This window comes from Pseudomonas germanica, assembly GCF_019614655.1.
Classification (GTDB): domain Bacteria; phylum Pseudomonadota; class Gammaproteobacteria; order Pseudomonadales; family Pseudomonadaceae; genus Aquipseudomonas; species Aquipseudomonas neuropathica.
Genome location: NZ_CP071586.1, coordinates 355,001 through 370,282, shown reverse-complemented (window position 1 = coordinate 370,282; position 15,282 = coordinate 355,001). Strand labels below are relative to the sequence as shown.

The following is a 15,282-nucleotide window of genomic DNA, read 5'->3' as shown; positions in this document are numbered from 1 at the left end:
ATGCTCAATGTTTTACGTGCAACGCGATGCGCAAGGTCTGTTGATTCGCGTGGAAGCCGCGGCCTACGCCGAGGCCACGGAAACGCTGCCGGCCGACAGCCATGAAATCCAGGCCTGGTTCGCCAATGAAGTGGTGGAAACCAGCCTGAAACAGCTCAAGCAGAGCGACTTCGAAATGATTCGGGTACTCGACGACCTGATTCAGGTGCTGACCCAGAAGGGCGTGATCCGCGTCACCGACCTGCCGCCGGCGGCTCAGGCCAAGTTGATGGACCGGACCCAGGCGCGTGAGGCGTTGGGCGGGTTGAGCCAGTTGATCGATGAGGATGAGGGCGGGTTGATCTGATCCACCCGGTATCAAAAGCCTACCCTCACCCCAGCCCTCTCCCCGAGGGAGAGGGGGCCGACCGAGGTGTCTGGCGTCATACATCGACCTGAAAAACCGGGTCGATTATGGATTCAGCGCAAATCGCTCACGTCGGCGTATTTCCCGAATATCCCCTAATCAGTCCCCTCTCCCTGACCGAGAGGGGTCGACCGAGGAGTCTGGCGCTATACATCGACCTGAGAAATCGAGTCGATTATGGATTCAGCGCAAATCGTTCACGTCGGCGTATTACATCAATATCCCACGATCAGTCCCCTCTCCCTCTGGGAGAGGGCTAGGGTGAGGATGGCTTTTGCAATCTCACCGCCAAGGCCGAGGCTCACCAAACAACTGCCCCTGAACCCCATACAAGCCCATCTCGCGAATCACCGACAACTCCCCTTCCGTCTCGACCCGCTCGGCAATCAGCGGCAGATCAATGCTGTGCGCCGCACGCTGGATCGCCTCGATAAACAGACGCTTGTCACTCTCCTGATCAATCGCACGAATGTAACTGCCATCGATCTTCAAGTACGCCAGCCCCAGCCGCGCCAGGTTGCCGATCATGCTGAAGCGACCACCAAAGCGTTGCAGGCTCAGAGAGAAACCGAGTTCGCGCAGGCGCCGGGTCAACTGCTCCAGCACCGCTTGTTCGGGCAATTGCTCCTCGCCGATTTCCAGGGTCAAGCGCTCGCCCAGGTTGGAATGCGCGCGCAGAATCTCGAAGACTTTGTTCAGTGCCTGCGGATCAGCCAGGGTCGCCGAGGACAAGTTCAGCGCCAGCGAATCTTCGTGCCCTTTCATCTGCTCCAGCACGCGTTCGAGCATCAAGCGGTCAAGCCGTGCAGTCCAGCCGAAGCGTTCCAGCCACGGCAGGAAGCGCCCGGCCGGGATGGTCTTGCCCTGATCATCGAGCAGGCGCGAGAGCACTTTGTAATGCAGCACCAGCTGCGTGTCTGCAGCGGCAACCACTGGCTGGAAATACAGCTCGAAACGCTGCTGACTCAAGGCCTGATCGAGCAAGCGATGCCAGGCATGGTGATCGTCGCCGACATCCGCCGTCAGGCTCTGATCGATGCACGCCCAATTCTGCTCGCCCTGACCTTCAGCTTGCGCCAGCGCCTGATCGCCGAGCGTCAGTACTTGTTGCGGTGAATCACCGTGGGTGAACGGCGCCAGGCCGATCGACGCCACGGCAGCCACGTCGGTCGCCCCGGTGGCGTGCAGACTGCTCAAAGCGCTGTCGAGGTTCTGCGCCAGTTGCAGCGCTTCCTCACGGACCAGCCCCGGCGCCAGCACGGCAAACTCACCGCCACGAATACGGGTGACGAGGTTCTGGGTTTCCGGGTATTTGGCGCATTCGCGGGACAGTTGTTCGCCAACAGCCTTCAACAATTCATCGGTGCGCTGACCGCCCAAGCGCTGGTTGAGCCCGGCCAGATCCTTGACCCGCAACAGCAGCAGATAACCGGAACTGGCCTGCTCCGGGTTGCTCACCCGGTTGTGCAACTGCATCTCGAAATAACGTCGGTTGGCCAGCCCGGTGAGATTGTCCTGATAGGACTCGGCGCGCAGTTTTTCGCTACGTTCGGCCTGCTCCTGGAACAGCGCCTTGAGCTTCTCGACCATCTGGTTCATCGCCTGCACCACGCGGCGCAATTCAGGTGTGCGCGGCAATTCCGGCAGGCTGAGGAATTCGCGACGGGCGATGGCGTGGGACTGCTTGACCATGTAATCCAGTGGCTTCAATTGCCGACGCAGTAGCAGCGCGCCAAGCACGGCACTGATCGCCCCGCAGATCAGCAGCCAGCCAAGGCTACCCAATGCGCTCTGCCACAATTTGGCCACAGCAAACATCGGATGGCTGACTACCTCGACCCGCGCCGCCTGCTCCCAGCCACGGCTGACCAGCGCGTCGCCACCGGCCGGCTCCAGCCCGATCAGCTTGACGAACCAGTCCGGCACATTGGTGACGGCCGGAATGCCGTTGCGCTCAACAATCGTCTGGTCAGTCTTCAGATCGACCACGCGGATGCTCGCGTAATAACCGCTGTCGAAAATCGAGCTGACCAGCAACTCGACCATGGCCGGGTCGTCGATATTCGGCGTCAGCGACAACGCCAGCGCCGTCGCGGCGTCCTGGGCGTGGGAACGCAACTGGTTGACGTACTGGGTGCGCGAGCTCTCCAGACTGACCATGAAGCTGCCGGTGAAGGCGACCACCAGGAACAGACAGATAGCGATCAACAGCTGTTTGAACAAAGACATCTGAGCGCATGCTCCTAGTTAGTCGTTTCGACCGGGAAACCTTCGGCCTGCATTTTCTTCAACACATCCTGCCAGCGTGACAGGCGTTTGGTATCTCCGACCTTCTTGTTGCCCTTGGCGCCTGGCAGGTACAACCCTTCAGCATTAAAAGAGTAGACCGGCAGCAAATCGGTTCGCTGCGACGCCGGCTGGATCGGGTCGATCAGGCTGTCGAGCACCAGAGGCATGGCATCGGGGGTGGCATAGTAAGTCAGGACCATATGCGCGCGGTTCTGGCGCAACGCTTTGACATAAGTAATGCGCAGCTTGTCACTGGAAACCCCAAGGTGACGCAAGCTGAAATACTTGGCGATCGCATAGTCTTCGCAGTCGCCGGCGCCCTTCCACAGCGCCTCGATCGGCGTTTCCCAGTAATCGACCTCGTGCCACAGATCGATGTCTTCGACATAGCGCACCTGTTTGTTGAAGAACAGGTTCACCACTTTGAGCTTTTCCATCTCGCTGACCTGTTTCTGCGTGGCCAACAGATTCTGCCAGGCATCAATGCGCTGCTGGCCGGCACCCAGCGGCCCGTAGAGTGCCGTGGCTTTGCGGCTGATCGTGGAAAAATCCCAATCGGCATGCAGACCGCCCAGCATGACGCCGGCCAGCAGCAGTGCGCAGCCTAGCCAGCGCAGAGTCCGGGGGATCGCGAAACGTACCGCCACAGCAGGTTTCCAGGGGGCAGGAAGGAAAGCGTTTGATGGTGAAGCTTAGCCCGACAAAAAACAATGGCACCATGAGATCATACTCGGCACGCTAAACTTCAGTTGGCACAGCGATGTTTTACAAGGTTTGACAACCTGTAGAGCAATCACTAGTGTAATTTGGATCCAAACCAGGCCGACATACAGGGTGCGTAGTCGTGACACAGAAGCCCAAACCGTTGCACAGCATTAAAGTCGATGGACCGATTCCTGCTCATCTGGCCCGTTCGGTGATCGAAGAAACCCTGCGCTCAGCAATCCTCGACGGTCGTCTGCCCTGTGGCACGGCGCTGCGCCAGCAGGATCTGGCCGACCTTTTCGGTGTCAGCCGCATGCCGGTGCGCGAAGCGTTGCGCCAGCTCGAAGCCCAAGAACTGCTGAGCGTTACTACGCATAAAGGTGCAGTGGTTGCGCCATTGATTCAGGGTGATGCTACCGAAACCTACGAGCTGCGCATCCTGCTCGAATCCGAAGCCATGCGGCAATCGATTCCGCTGCTGACCGCTGCCGACCACGCACGCGCAGCCGGGTACATCGAAGAGCTCGAGGCGCAACACGACTACACGGAAATCGGCCGACTCAACCGTTTGTTCCACATGGCCCTGTACAGCAAGGCGCCCAACCAACGCTTACTGCGACTGGTTGAAGACGGGCTAAACGAAGAGGAGCGTTTTCTGCGCTTCAACCTTGAGGCCATGGGCCTGGGCAAATTGTCCCAGGACGATCATCGGGCGATGTTGCAAGCCGTGCTGGATCGCGACACTGAACTGTCGATCAAACTCCTCGAGCAGCACCTCAATCGCGGTGTCGAAGTGATTACTCGTTATCTCGCTACCCCTGCCGCGCAAAACCGCCAAGCTGCGCGCTGAGCGCGCACCGCCCCGCGAATCACCCGCTTACAAATCCCCAAGCGATCCGCCAGCCCTCTGCTGGGCGGATCCACATGTCCGCTCTAACCTCCCTGCGCCGTTCAGTCCGATATTTGCAAGTTACCGCTGATGAATCGGTCATAGCCGTGGCGCAAATTTACCCGCACTCTTGAGCCGCCACCCCATAAAGAACGGGCGACGCGCCGCCCTGCCGGCGCAGTCCCCGCACCAGGAACCTACGGAAGGAGCCTTGCCACGGGAAAAAGGAAGTCATGGCGCGGGGTCACGGCCAACTTCCGCCCCTTTTAAATCATTCAACTCTTATTACTGGAAAGTTGCTTCGAGTGAGGCATTCACTCTTCTTGAGCAATTTTGGCCGTTATTCGCCGAAAGGAGCAACTACGCCCAAATAAAACTTTATTTGAAAGTTTTATTGGAACAACTCAACTTCAAAAAACAGCCAACTTAAAATAATTAAAAATATACTTGTTAAACACTTTGTCGGTGTATTAGCTTTTCTTCGCCAAGTTTGAACTTCACCCTTCACCTCGGCAGCAGCCCAATGCCTGCGGAGCAGCAGCAGCGCTTTATGGGCAGACATGAAGTCATGTCAAAGGTATATCGATCCGCACTTACCTATCAGGAAGGAAGGCTGTCGTCCGTCGACAGAAAACAAGTAAGTCGTAATTCCATTGATTGCGCAGTTGCAGAGCAGTTCCATTTAATATCAACGATAAAGGACATCATGATGCCCACTAAGCACCAACTCACCCTGAAGAAAGCCGAACTTAGCATTCACCCGATCTTTTCCGAGATCACGTCGTTATCGGTATTGCGTCGTTTCATGGAAACCCATGTATTTGCCGTGTGGGATTTCATGTCGCTGACCAAACGCCTGCAGCAGGAACTGACCTGCACGCGTTTGCCCTGGCTACCGCCGCGTGACCCTCACGCCGCGCGGTTGATCAACGAGATCGTTCTCGGTGAAGAATCGGATGATCGCCTGACCGAGGGGCATTACAGCCATTTCGAGTTGTACTTGGATGCGATGCGCGAAATCGGCGCGAGTACCACCGCCGTAGAGCGCTTTGTCGCCCTGCAACAGGAAGGCGTGAGCTATGACGTCGCGCTGCAAAGCGTCGAGGTTGATCCGGCTGCCGCGCAGTTTGTCCGCGATACTTTGCGTACCGCCCTGCATGCTCCCGGACACAGCGTGGCGGCGGCGTTTCTGCATGGTCGCGAGAGCGTGATCCCGACCATGTTCCAGCGCATTCTTGACGACTGGGGCATCGGTATCGAACAGGCGCCGACCTTTCGCTATTACCTGGAACGGCACATCGAGGTCGACTCCGAAGACCACGGCCCGGCGGCCGAACACCTGCTCGAGCGCCTGGTCGACGGCGACCCGCAACGTGAAGCCGAGGTCTACGCCAGCGCCATTGCCGCCGTGGAAAGCCGTATCGCCTTGTGGGACGGCCTGCGCGTAAGCATGCGCGAGCCGTTGGCAGAGGTGACCCAATGAACGCTGCTGACTATCAATCCTTTGCCGACGCCTGGGAGAATCGCGCGACCATCCGCACCCGCCCGCGACGCGTACTCGAAGACGACGAACGGCTGATCTATCCGCTCAGTCGTCAGCCGCTGGTACTCAGCGAAACCTTCCTGCGCGAGTGCCCGCAACAGCGTGATTTCGCCTTGGTACAGACGCTGTACAAATTCATCAACGACGTGGTGATTTTCGAGACCGAGATCGTCGACAAGACCGCGCGCAGCATCGCCAAGAATCGCTTCGCCGTGGCCTTCCCGTTTGCCTGTCGTTACGACGCGATGACCGTGGTGGTCGACGAGGATTACCACGCCCTCGTGGCGATGGATTTCATGCAGCAAACAGTGGCGATGACCGGCATCGAACCGATTCAGCTCCCCGATGAAATCGAACTGAGCCGGGCGATTCCTGCGGCAGTAGCGCTGGCGCCAGAGCACCTGCGCAGCGCGGTCGAATTGATCTGCGTGGCCATCGCCGAAAACACCGTGACCGGTGATGTCGCGGCGTTCGCACGCGACGACACGGTCAAGCCGTCGATCAAAGGCCTGATGGCCGATCACTTGCTCGATGAAGGTCGCCATTCGAGTTTCTGGGCGCGGATGGTGCGCATCTATTGGCACACCGCCAACGCGGCGGATCGCGAAACCATCGCGCAGATTCTGCCGGTGTTCATCGGCCATTACCTGACCAACGACATCCAGAAAGCCTTCGACCTGCGCCTGATCGACGCACTGCCGGTCAGCGAGACCACCCGCCGCTCGCTCAGGGACGAGATGGCCGGGCTCGCGTTCCCGATCAATCGCCACCATCCGCTGGTGGGCAACATCGTCAAGTTCTTCCACAACAGCTCGCTGCTCGACACGCCGTGCGTGCAGCACGCGTTACGCGATTACCTGGTTTGATGAGGAGGCCGACATGAAACGTCTCGACATTTTGCTGATTGGCGCCAGCCAGGCGATGACCGACCTGGCGCAGGAACTGGAACAACACGGTCACTCATTGCAGCGCAGCGCTGCCGGTGCAGCGACGGTGGATCTGATCATCGACGATGGTTTTATCGGCGCCGGCGATTTCTGCTCGATCCCGCACCTGCATCTGCGTTTGGGTGTCGGCGTGCAGAGCCATGCCGGTTTGCCGACACTCGATTTGCTGTGTTTCCTTGGCTCGTCACTGATCAGCCGCGTGCCGATTGGCGATGAGCCGTCCGGCAATGGGCAGGCGCTGCGGCAACGGGTGCTGACGCAGGTGGTCGATGAAGTGGCGTTGCTGGTCAGCCGCTTCTCCCGTGATGCTGACTATCTGCAGCAGGCCGCGTCAGTGACTGCGCCGGATTTCGAGAGAATGGAAAACCTGCTGTTCCTCGACAGCCTGGCTTACGTCCATCGCCGCAACGACACGACCAATCTCACACTGCTGGAAGAGGCGCAGATCCCGGTGATCGAGCGCCTGCAACGAAGCTTGATCCACCACGCTGAACGCCCGGCGCTACACATCGCCGAACAGTCGATCAGCTATCGCCAACTGCACGCTCACAGTCGTGCGCTTCAGCAGCGGTTGCTGCCCTTGCTCGAGCAACAGCCAAAACCGTGGGTGGTCGGCATTTGCCTGCCAAAAAGCCCGGCGCTGTTCGCCTCGATTCTGGCGATCCTCGGCAGCGGCGCGGTGTATCTGCCGCTGGAGCCGAGTCATCCGTTACAGCGTCAGCAATACATTCTGCAAAATGCTGGCGCGCTGCTGTTGCTGCATGATGGCGAGCATCCGCTCAGCGCATCCTTGGCGGGGCTGGACGTCAGCCGCATCGACAGCTCAGAGGCAGATCTCAGCCAACCGCTAATGCGCCGCCGTCCCGACCTTGATGCACCGTGCATGGCGCTCTATACCTCGGGCACCACCGGACATCCGAAAGGCGTGTTGCTCAGTCAGGCCAACCTCGCGCACTTCACCGCGTGGTACGCCGATTACGTGCAATTGCAGGCCGAGAGTCGGGTCTTGCAGTTCTCGTCGCTGAGCTTCGATTCGTCACTGATCGACATCTTCCCGACCCTGCTGGAAGGTGCCGAACTGGTGGTGCCGGACGACACGCAACGGCGCGATCCATTGCAACTGGTCGCGTTGATCCGCCGCCGACACCTGACCCACGCATTCCTGCCACCGGCGCTGTTGAGCATCCTGCCGCTGGAGCAACTGGAAGGCGTGCAAGTGATGACCGGCGGCGATGTCTGCGAGCCGTTTGTCATTGAGCAACTGACCCGTCAAGGCACACTGCACAACCTTTACGGCCCGACCGAAGCCACCGTACTGATCACCGCGCGCCAGCTCAAACCGGGCGACAGTAACCGCACCCTCGGGGCACCAATCGCCAACAGCCAAGTGCTGATTCTCGATGACGATTTGCAACCGGTGGCGGAGCACACCGTCGGCGAATTGTTCATCATCGGCCCCGGTGTTTGCCTCGGTTATCTGAACAATCCGCCGCAGACCGCCGAGCGTTATCTGACCCTGCAATTGCCGGACGGCCAAACGCTGCGCGCCTACCGCAGCGGCGACATGGCCAGGTGGGGCGAGCACGGTATCGAACTGTGCGGGCGGCGCGACAATCAGGTAAAAATCCGTGGCTTCCGGGTCGAGCCGGAAGAGATCGAGCGCTGCCTGCGCGAGAGCCAGTTGTACCGGCAAATGGCGGTGGTGATCGACAGTCAGCGGCGCATTCTCGCGTTCCTCGCACAAGCGCAATCGGACACCGCACGCGACGCGCTGAAAGCCCACGCCAGACAGTTTTTGCCGGACTACATGCAACCGGTGGCGTGGACCGAGCTGGCGAGCATGCCGTTCGCCAGCAACGGCAAAGTCGATCGCAAAGCACTGCTGGAACTGCCAGTGAGCGTGCAGGACAACGGGCCGAAATGCCTGCCGGTGAATGCCGATGAAGCGCTGTTGCTGGAGATCTGGGCGGAGTTGCTGGAGCTGCCGAGCAGCGACATTTCCACTGACGAAAGCTTCTTCAATCTTGGTGGCCACTCGATTCTGCTCTCGCGCATGTTGCTGCGTTTGCGTGAGGAGTTCGGGCGTAGCATTTCGATCAACCGCTTCATCGAACTGCCGACCATCATCAAACTGGCAACGCTGGTACGCGGCACCGATGACAGCGCCGTACTCAGCGCCCAGGCCATGGCCGACGCCGAGCGTGCACTGGAAATCGAGCCACTGCCGATCAGCCACATGGGCGATGTGCATAAAGTCATCGTAACCGGCGCCAATAGTTTTGTCGGCGTGCACATCGTTGAGGCGCTGCTCGGTTGGGGCGCCAGCGAAGTGGCGTGTCTGGTGCGCGACGGCGGCGGTAAAACTGCGGCGCAACGCTTTGCCGAGTCACTGCGTGAAAACCGCCTGGAGCATCTGGATCTGAGTCGCGTGCGGGTTTACGCGGCGGATATTACGCGCCCGCAGTTGGGCCTGAATGACGACGACTATCAGCGCCTGGATCGCGAGTTCGGCGCACTGGTGCACAACGCCGCTAACGTCAATCACGTACTCGATTACGAGTCGCTGGCGGCGGACAACGTCGAACCGATTTTCGCCCTGCTGCGCTTGTGCGAAGGGCAGAGCAAAAAGGTTTTCAACTTCGTCTCGACGCTGTCGGCTTCCAGCACGGTGGACGATGCTGGACGGGTGCTGGAACTGCCAGCCGCCACGACCCCACCGATCTATATTCGCAACGGCTACAACCTGTCGAAATGGGTCGGCGAACGCATCCTCGAACGGGCGCGGGAACGCGGTGTACGGGTCAATCTGTATCGCCCTGGCAACATTAGTTTCAACAGCCTCAGCGGTGTTTGTCAGCCGCACAAAAACCGTTTGATGCTGATGCTCAAAGGCTCGATCCAGCTCGGCCAGGTGCCGGCCTTCGCGCTGAATTTCGACCTGATGCCAGTGGACTTTCTTGCCCGCTTCATTGCCTTCCACGCCAGCCGTTATTCACCCGAACGTGCGGTGTTCAACCTGCATAACCCCGAGCCATTGAGCTGGGATGCCTACGTCGCTTCGTTCCGCGAAACCGGCAGCAAGTTCGCACTGGTCAGCGTCGCCGACTGGCAGCAGCAGCTCGGGCGTGTCGATACCGACAACGCGCTGTTCGGCGTGCTCGGTTTCTACCTCAACGGCTTCGAAGAAGACATCGGCGACATCTCCCTGATTGGCCATGCCAACGCTGAGGCCGGCGTGCAGTTGATGGGCGCGCACTACCCACAGAAATCCCCGGCACTGCTGCGTCGTGGCTGCGATTACCTGAAAGAAATTAACTTCATCTGATCCATCAAACAGGAGCAACACCATGAGCACTCTGCAACCCGACACCCTGATCAAAAACCCGCATGGCTACCACGTTGCGTCTTCGGTAGAAGTGCCGGCAGACGCGGCGCAGGTCTGGGCAGTGGTCGGCCAATTCGGCGGTTTCGACCGCTTCATTCCGGCGCTGTCGCACATCGAAACAATCGGCGAGGGTGTGTCCTCGCTGCGCAAAAAATGCTTCAAGGATGGCAACGTGGTGGTCGAGCAACTCAACTCCCGCGATGAGCAGGCCCGATGCATGACCTGGACGACGATTTACAACACGTTGGGGGTGGCGAATCTGTGGGCGGCGATGAATGTCGAATCGCTGGGCGCGGGTAAGTCTCGGGCGACGTGGACGATCATTGCCGAGCCGGCTGCGGGCGGTGAAGAGGCACTGCCAGGGTTCAAGGATTTTGTGCAGGGGTTTGCGGATGATGCGATGGGGAATGTGCTGAAGCTGTTTGTTTAAGGCTTGAGCTTGGCGGGGAGTTCTAGACCGCTATCGCGAGCAGGCTCACTCCTACAGTTGATCGGGTTCCTTCAGATGGAGCCCGGTTAATTTGTAGGAGTGAGCCTGCTCGCGATGAACGATAACGGGGTCTGACTTCAGGTCAGATCTTGAAGCTGTCGACCAACTGCTTCAGACGATTGGCCTGCTGCGACAACGCATCACAATCCTTCAACGTTTCATTGAGGTTGGCGACGCTCTGCTGGTTCAGCAGGTTGATCTGGTTAACGTCGACGTTGAGGGTTTCCACAACCGCGGTCTGCTCTTCAGTGGCCGCTGCCACCGATTGGTTCATGCCGTCGATTTCACCGATACGTTGAGTCACGCTGACCAGACGCAAACCGGCCTGATTGGCCACTTCCACGCTCTGCTCGCTGGACACCTGACTGGCGTTCATCGTGGTCACCGCTTCCCGCGAACCAATCTGCAACGACGTGATCATTTTGTGGATCTCTTCCGCCGACTCCTGGGTGCGATGGGCAAGGTTTCGCACCTCGTCCGCCACCACGGCAAAACCACGTCCGGCTTCACCGGCACGCGCCGCTTCGATTGCGGCGTTAAGTGCCAGCAGGTTGGTCTGCTGCGAAATCCCTTTGATCACATCGAGGATGTGGCCGATGTTGTCGGTGCTGGCGTTCAGGGTTTCGATCTGCGTGCACGACAGGCTGATCTTCTGCGACAACTCTGTCATCGCTTGAATCGTCTGCTCGACCACCTGACGACCGTCATCAGCCTGCTCGCTGGCGCCGCTGGCGTGTTGCGAAGCATCGGCGGCGTTGCGCGCAATTTCCTGAGTGGCGGCGCCCAGCTCGTTAATAGCGGCAGCCACGCTGTTGGTGCGCGCGCTTTGTTCGTCAGAACCGACGATCGAAGCGTTGGACGACGCCATCACGCGCTGCGACAAGTCATGCACGTGGCGGGTTGCCGAGGACACTTCGGAAATCGACGCGTGAATCCGTTCAACGAACTGGTTGAATGCGCTGCCCAATTCACCGAATTCGTCTTTGCTCTCAACCACCAGACGACGGGTCAGATCGCCTTCACCCTGAGCGATGTCCTGCATCGCACGACCCATGGTGGTCAGCGGACGCATCAACACATTGATCAACAGGCTCAGCAGCAGCGCAATCGCAGCCACAGCAACAAACATCGCGATCAGCGCCGAGGTGCGGAATTGGCTGAGTGCGGCGTAGGCTTTATCGCGATCGATCGACAGACCGATGTACCACTGCGCATTCGGCAGATCGCTGACCGGGGTAAACGACAGAATACGTTCCTGACCGTTGAGCACGACGTTCTGGTTGCCCTTCTCGATGCGCACGCTGGTGTTCGGGTAGATGTCTTTCAGGTTTTTCATGACCTGATCTTTGTCCGGGCTGACGATCACCTGACCGTCGGCGCTGACCAGAAACGCATGGCCAAGGCCACCGAAGTCCACCGAGTTGATGATCTTCACCAGGGTTTCCAGGCTCAGGTCACCACCGACGACGCCGAGCAGTTCGCCGTTCTTTTTCACCGGCATGGCGATGGTTACCACCAAGCCACCGACGGCCGCCATGTACGGCGGCGTCAGCATGGTTTTGTCGGCAGCGACTGCTTGCTTGTACCAAGGGCGCTGACGCGGGTCATAGCCGTCCGGCATCTTCGCGTCAGGGCGCTGGGTGAACACACCGTTGGCCTGACCGACATAGGTGAACTGGAAGTTCGAGGTGAACGCTGGTTGATCGACCAGGCCCGGGAAATCCGCGTCCTTGCCCTGATGGGCAACGTTCTGCGCGAGGTTTTCCAGCACCAGAATCCGCCCGCTCATCCAGTTCTGCACGCTGCTGGCGGTCAGATCACCGGCCTGCTGCACGGAAGACTGGAGGTTCTGGCGAATGGTGTTTCGCTGCAGATAGTCGTTGTAGAGGGTGAACAGCGCGAACGCCAGGACCACGACGCCCGAGGCGGCCAACAGGATTTTATGGCTGAACTTGAGATTCATTTCATGGGACTTCTTATGCCAAAAGTGGGGATGCGTTCCGGATGCAACATTCCATGTACAGTGCAGGCAGCGTTCTACTAGCCGCTCTACTTTGGTGCACGCATGTCTCACCAGTCTGTCGGCACGTGTCGGAGAAATCTTAGGGCCACACAGGAAATGGATGGTATTTCTGCCAGATTCCCGCCCAACGGCGTGCCAGAGCGTTCGTCACGGTGTTTTTCAGGAGCAATGTTGGAGCGGCAATTGCAAATTCTGGTTGTGATTTCATGGTACGGACGGGCGCTTGTCAGGGCAGGAGATTGCTGGGCAGGGGACGTTGGGAGAGCAGTTTTACCGGTTGCAGGTGCCGTTACATGGAGGTCGAATCATTGGTGTTAAGGGGTAAGTGATGATCACGGTGCTAGCCGCTTTGATTGCAGACTTGTCGGGGACTGGCGTCTACATCTGGTGGCGCAAATGGCAGGCCCGACGTATCAGCAAGACACGTAAAGCTTTCTGATCATCGGTTTTGCAGGCCCTGAAATGACAAAACCCCTGTCTGCGTTAGCAGACAGGGGTTTCGGAATTTAATCTTGACGATGACCTACTCTCACATGGGGAAACCCCACACTACCATCGGCGATGCATCGTTTCACTGCTGAGTTCGGGATGGGATCAGGTGGTTCCAACGCTCTATGGTCGTCAAGAAATTCTTTATCTGGCCCGTCAACACGGTAACAAGCCAGCAAAAACGGATGTTTCTACTTAAAACAAAACCCCAACTGCTTTCGCAATTGGGGTTTCGGAATTTAATCTTGACGATGACCTACTCTCACATGGGGAAACCCCACACTACCATCGGCGATGCATCGTTTCACTGCTGAGTTCGGGATGGGATCAGGTGGTTCCAACGCTCTATGGTCGTCAAGAAATTCGGGTACTGACTCGTGGCCAAATGGCCTCGCTTCAGCAAATTGGGTATGTGATAGCTTTCGGTGTTTGTGAACATCGAACTTTCGGTTCGTTTCGTCTTCACACACCGCAATCTGGTCTCTTCGACGCAAATTGCTTGGGTGTTATATGGTCAAGCCTCACGGGCAATTAGTATTGGTTAGCTCAACGCCTCACAGCGCTTACACACCCAACCTATCAACGTCGTAGTCTTCGACGGCCCTTCAGGGAACTCAAGGTTCCAGTGAGATCTCATCTTGAGGCAAGTTTCCCGCTTAGATGCTTTCAGCGGTTATCTTTCCCGAACATAGCTACCCGGCAATGCCACTGGCGTGACAACCGGAACACCAGAGGTTCGTCCACTCCGGTCCTCTCGTACTAGGAGCAGCCCCTCTCAAATCTCAAACGTCCACGGCAGATAGGGACCGAACTGTCTCACGACGTTCTAAACCCAGCTCGCGTACCACTTTAAATGGCGAACAGCCATACCCTTGGGACCGGCTTCAGCCCCAGGATGTGATGAGCCGACATCGAGGTGCCAAACACCGCCGTCGATATGAACTCTTGGGCGGTATCAGCCTGTTATCCCCGGAGTACCTTTTATCCGTTGAGCGATGGCCCTTCCATACAGAACCACCGGATCACTAAGACCTACTTTCGTACCTGCTCGACGTGTCTGTCTCGCAGTCAAGCGCGCTTTTGCCTTTATACTCTACGACCGATTTCCGACCGGTCTGAGCGCACCTTCGTACTCCTCCGTTACTCTTTAGGAGGAGACCGCCCCAGTCAAACTACCCACCATACACTGTCCTCGATCCGGATAACGGACCTGAGTTAGAACCTCAAAGTTGCCAGGGTGGTATTTCAAGGATGGCTCCACGCGAACTGGCGTCCACGCTTCAAAGCCTCCCACCTATCCTACACAAGCAAATTCAAAGTCCAGTGCAAAGCTATAGTAAAGGTTCACGGGGTCTTTCCGTCTAGCCGCGGATACACTGCATCTTCACAGCGATTTCAATTTCACTGAGTCTCGGGTGGAGACAGCGCCGCCATCGTTACGCCATTCGTGCAGGTCGGAACTTACCCGACAAGGAATTTCGCTACCTTAGGACCGTTATAGTTACGGCCGCCGTTTACCGGGGCTTCGATCAAGAGCTTCGCGTTAGCTAACCCCATCAATTAACCTTCCGGCACCGGGCAGGCGTCACACCCTATACGTCCACTTTCGTGTTTGCAGAGTGCTGTGTTTTTAATAAACAGTCGCAGCGGCCTGGTATCTTCGACCGGCATGAGCTTACGGAGCAAGTCCTTCACCCTCACCGGCGCACCTTCTCCCGAAGTTACGGTGCCATTTTGCCTAGTTCCTTCACCCGAGTTCTCTCAAGCGCCTTGGTATTCTCTACCCAACCACCTGTGTCGGTTTGGGGTACGGTTCCTGGTTACCTGAAGCTTAGAAGCTTTTCTTGGAAGCATGGCATCAACCACTTCGTGTTCTAAAAGAACACTCGTCATCAGCTCTCGGCCTTAAGATCCCGGATTTACCTAAGATCTCAGCCTACCACCTTAAACTTGGACAACCAACGCCAAGCTGGCCTAGCCTTCTCCGTCCCTCCATCGCAATAACCAGAAGTACAGGAATATTAACCTGTTTTCCATCGACTACGCTTTTCAGCCTCGCCTTAGGGACCGACTAACCCTGCGTCGATTAACGTTGCGCAGGAAACCTTGGTCTTTC

At 58.0% G+C, this 15,282-nt stretch carries 9 protein-coding genes, 3 rRNA genes and 1 pseudogene (1 of these 13 running past the window's edge); 7 read left to right on the top strand and 6 right to left on the bottom strand.

Features of this window, described 5'->3' with window-relative positions:
- Window positions 1-7 precede the first annotated feature (7 nt).
- Entirely contained in the window at window positions 8-346 is a 339-nt protein-coding gene (locus J0G10_RS01700; RefSeq protein WP_007918987.1) for a hypothetical protein, read from the top strand.
- A 342-nt stretch (window positions 347-688) separates the two neighbouring features.
- Here J0G10_RS01700 and lapD read toward each other — a convergent pair whose 3' ends face one another.
- Together lapD and lapG are read right to left on the bottom strand one after the other, a co-directional pair.
- On the bottom strand, window positions 689-2,635 hold the full coding sequence (lapD, locus tag J0G10_RS01695) for a cyclic di-GMP receptor LapD (RefSeq protein WP_095051123.1): 1,947 nt from the start codon (window positions 2,633-2,635) through the stop codon (window positions 689-691).
- A 14-nt stretch (window positions 2,636-2,649) separates the two neighbouring features.
- Window positions 2,650-3,342, bottom strand: coding sequence for a cysteine protease LapG (gene lapG, locus J0G10_RS01690; protein ID WP_095113878.1), 693 nt, complete (start codon window positions 3,340-3,342; stop codon window positions 2,650-2,652).
- A 197-nt stretch (window positions 3,343-3,539) separates the two neighbouring features.
- On the opposite strand from lapG, the gene J0G10_RS01685 reads away from it, so the two are divergent.
- The 5 genes from J0G10_RS01685 to J0G10_RS01665 all read left to right on the top strand — a co-directional run bounded on the left by J0G10_RS01685 (window position 3,540) and on the right by J0G10_RS01665 (window position 10,594).
- Window positions 3,540-4,250, top strand: coding sequence for a GntR family transcriptional regulator (locus J0G10_RS01685; protein ID WP_095126616.1), 711 nt, complete (start codon window positions 3,540-3,542; stop codon window positions 4,248-4,250).
- A gap of 745 nt (window positions 4,251-4,995) precedes the next feature.
- The gene (locus J0G10_RS01680) at window positions 4,996-5,772 is read left to right on the top strand and encodes a DUF3050 domain-containing protein (protein ID WP_095051121.1); all 777 of its coding nucleotides are present in this window, start codon (window positions 4,996-4,998) and stop codon (window positions 5,770-5,772) included.
- Window positions 5,769-6,698: a diiron oxygenase gene (locus J0G10_RS01675; RefSeq protein ID WP_095126617.1), complete on the top strand. Its 930-nt coding sequence runs from the start codon at window positions 5,769-5,771 to the stop codon at window positions 6,696-6,698. Before J0G10_RS01680 ends, J0G10_RS01675 begins: the two co-directional genes overlap by 4 nt.
- Before the next feature lie 13 nt (window positions 6,699-6,711).
- Window positions 6,712-10,104: an amino acid adenylation domain-containing protein gene (locus J0G10_RS01670; RefSeq protein WP_220557257.1), complete on the top strand. Its 3,393-nt coding sequence runs from the start codon at window positions 6,712-6,714 to the stop codon at window positions 10,102-10,104.
- 22 nt (window positions 10,105-10,126) lie between these two features.
- The gene (locus tag J0G10_RS01665; protein ID WP_095126619.1) at window positions 10,127-10,594 is read left to right on the top strand and encodes an SRPBCC family protein; all 468 of its coding nucleotides are present in this window, start codon (window positions 10,127-10,129) and stop codon (window positions 10,592-10,594) included.
- Between the two features lie 142 nt (window positions 10,595-10,736).
- On the opposite strand, the gene J0G10_RS01660 is transcribed toward J0G10_RS01665, so the two are convergent.
- Window positions 10,737-12,617, bottom strand: coding sequence for a methyl-accepting chemotaxis protein (locus tag J0G10_RS01660; protein WP_095051117.1), 1,881 nt, complete (start codon window positions 12,615-12,617; stop codon window positions 10,737-10,739).
- Window positions 12,618-12,879: 262 nt separating this feature from the next.
- On the opposite strand from J0G10_RS01660, the pseudogene J0G10_RS29910 reads away from it, so the two are divergent.
- Window positions 12,880-13,116: pseudogene (locus tag J0G10_RS29910) on the top strand (PepSY domain-containing protein); the annotation flags it as partial.
- A 71-nt stretch (window positions 13,117-13,187) separates the two neighbouring features.
- Here J0G10_RS29910 and rrf (J0G10_RS01655) read toward each other — a convergent pair.
- From rrf (J0G10_RS01655) to J0G10_RS01645, 3 genes are all read right to left on the bottom strand, one after another.
- Window positions 13,188-13,303 (bottom strand): 5S ribosomal RNA (gene rrf, locus J0G10_RS01655).
- A 106-nt stretch (window positions 13,304-13,409) separates the two neighbouring features.
- A 5S ribosomal RNA gene (rrf, locus tag J0G10_RS01650) occupies window positions 13,410-13,525 on the bottom strand.
- A 151-nt stretch (window positions 13,526-13,676) separates the two neighbouring features.
- Window positions 13,677-15,282: ribosomal RNA gene (locus J0G10_RS01645) — 23S ribosomal RNA — on the bottom strand; it runs 1,288 nt beyond the window's last position.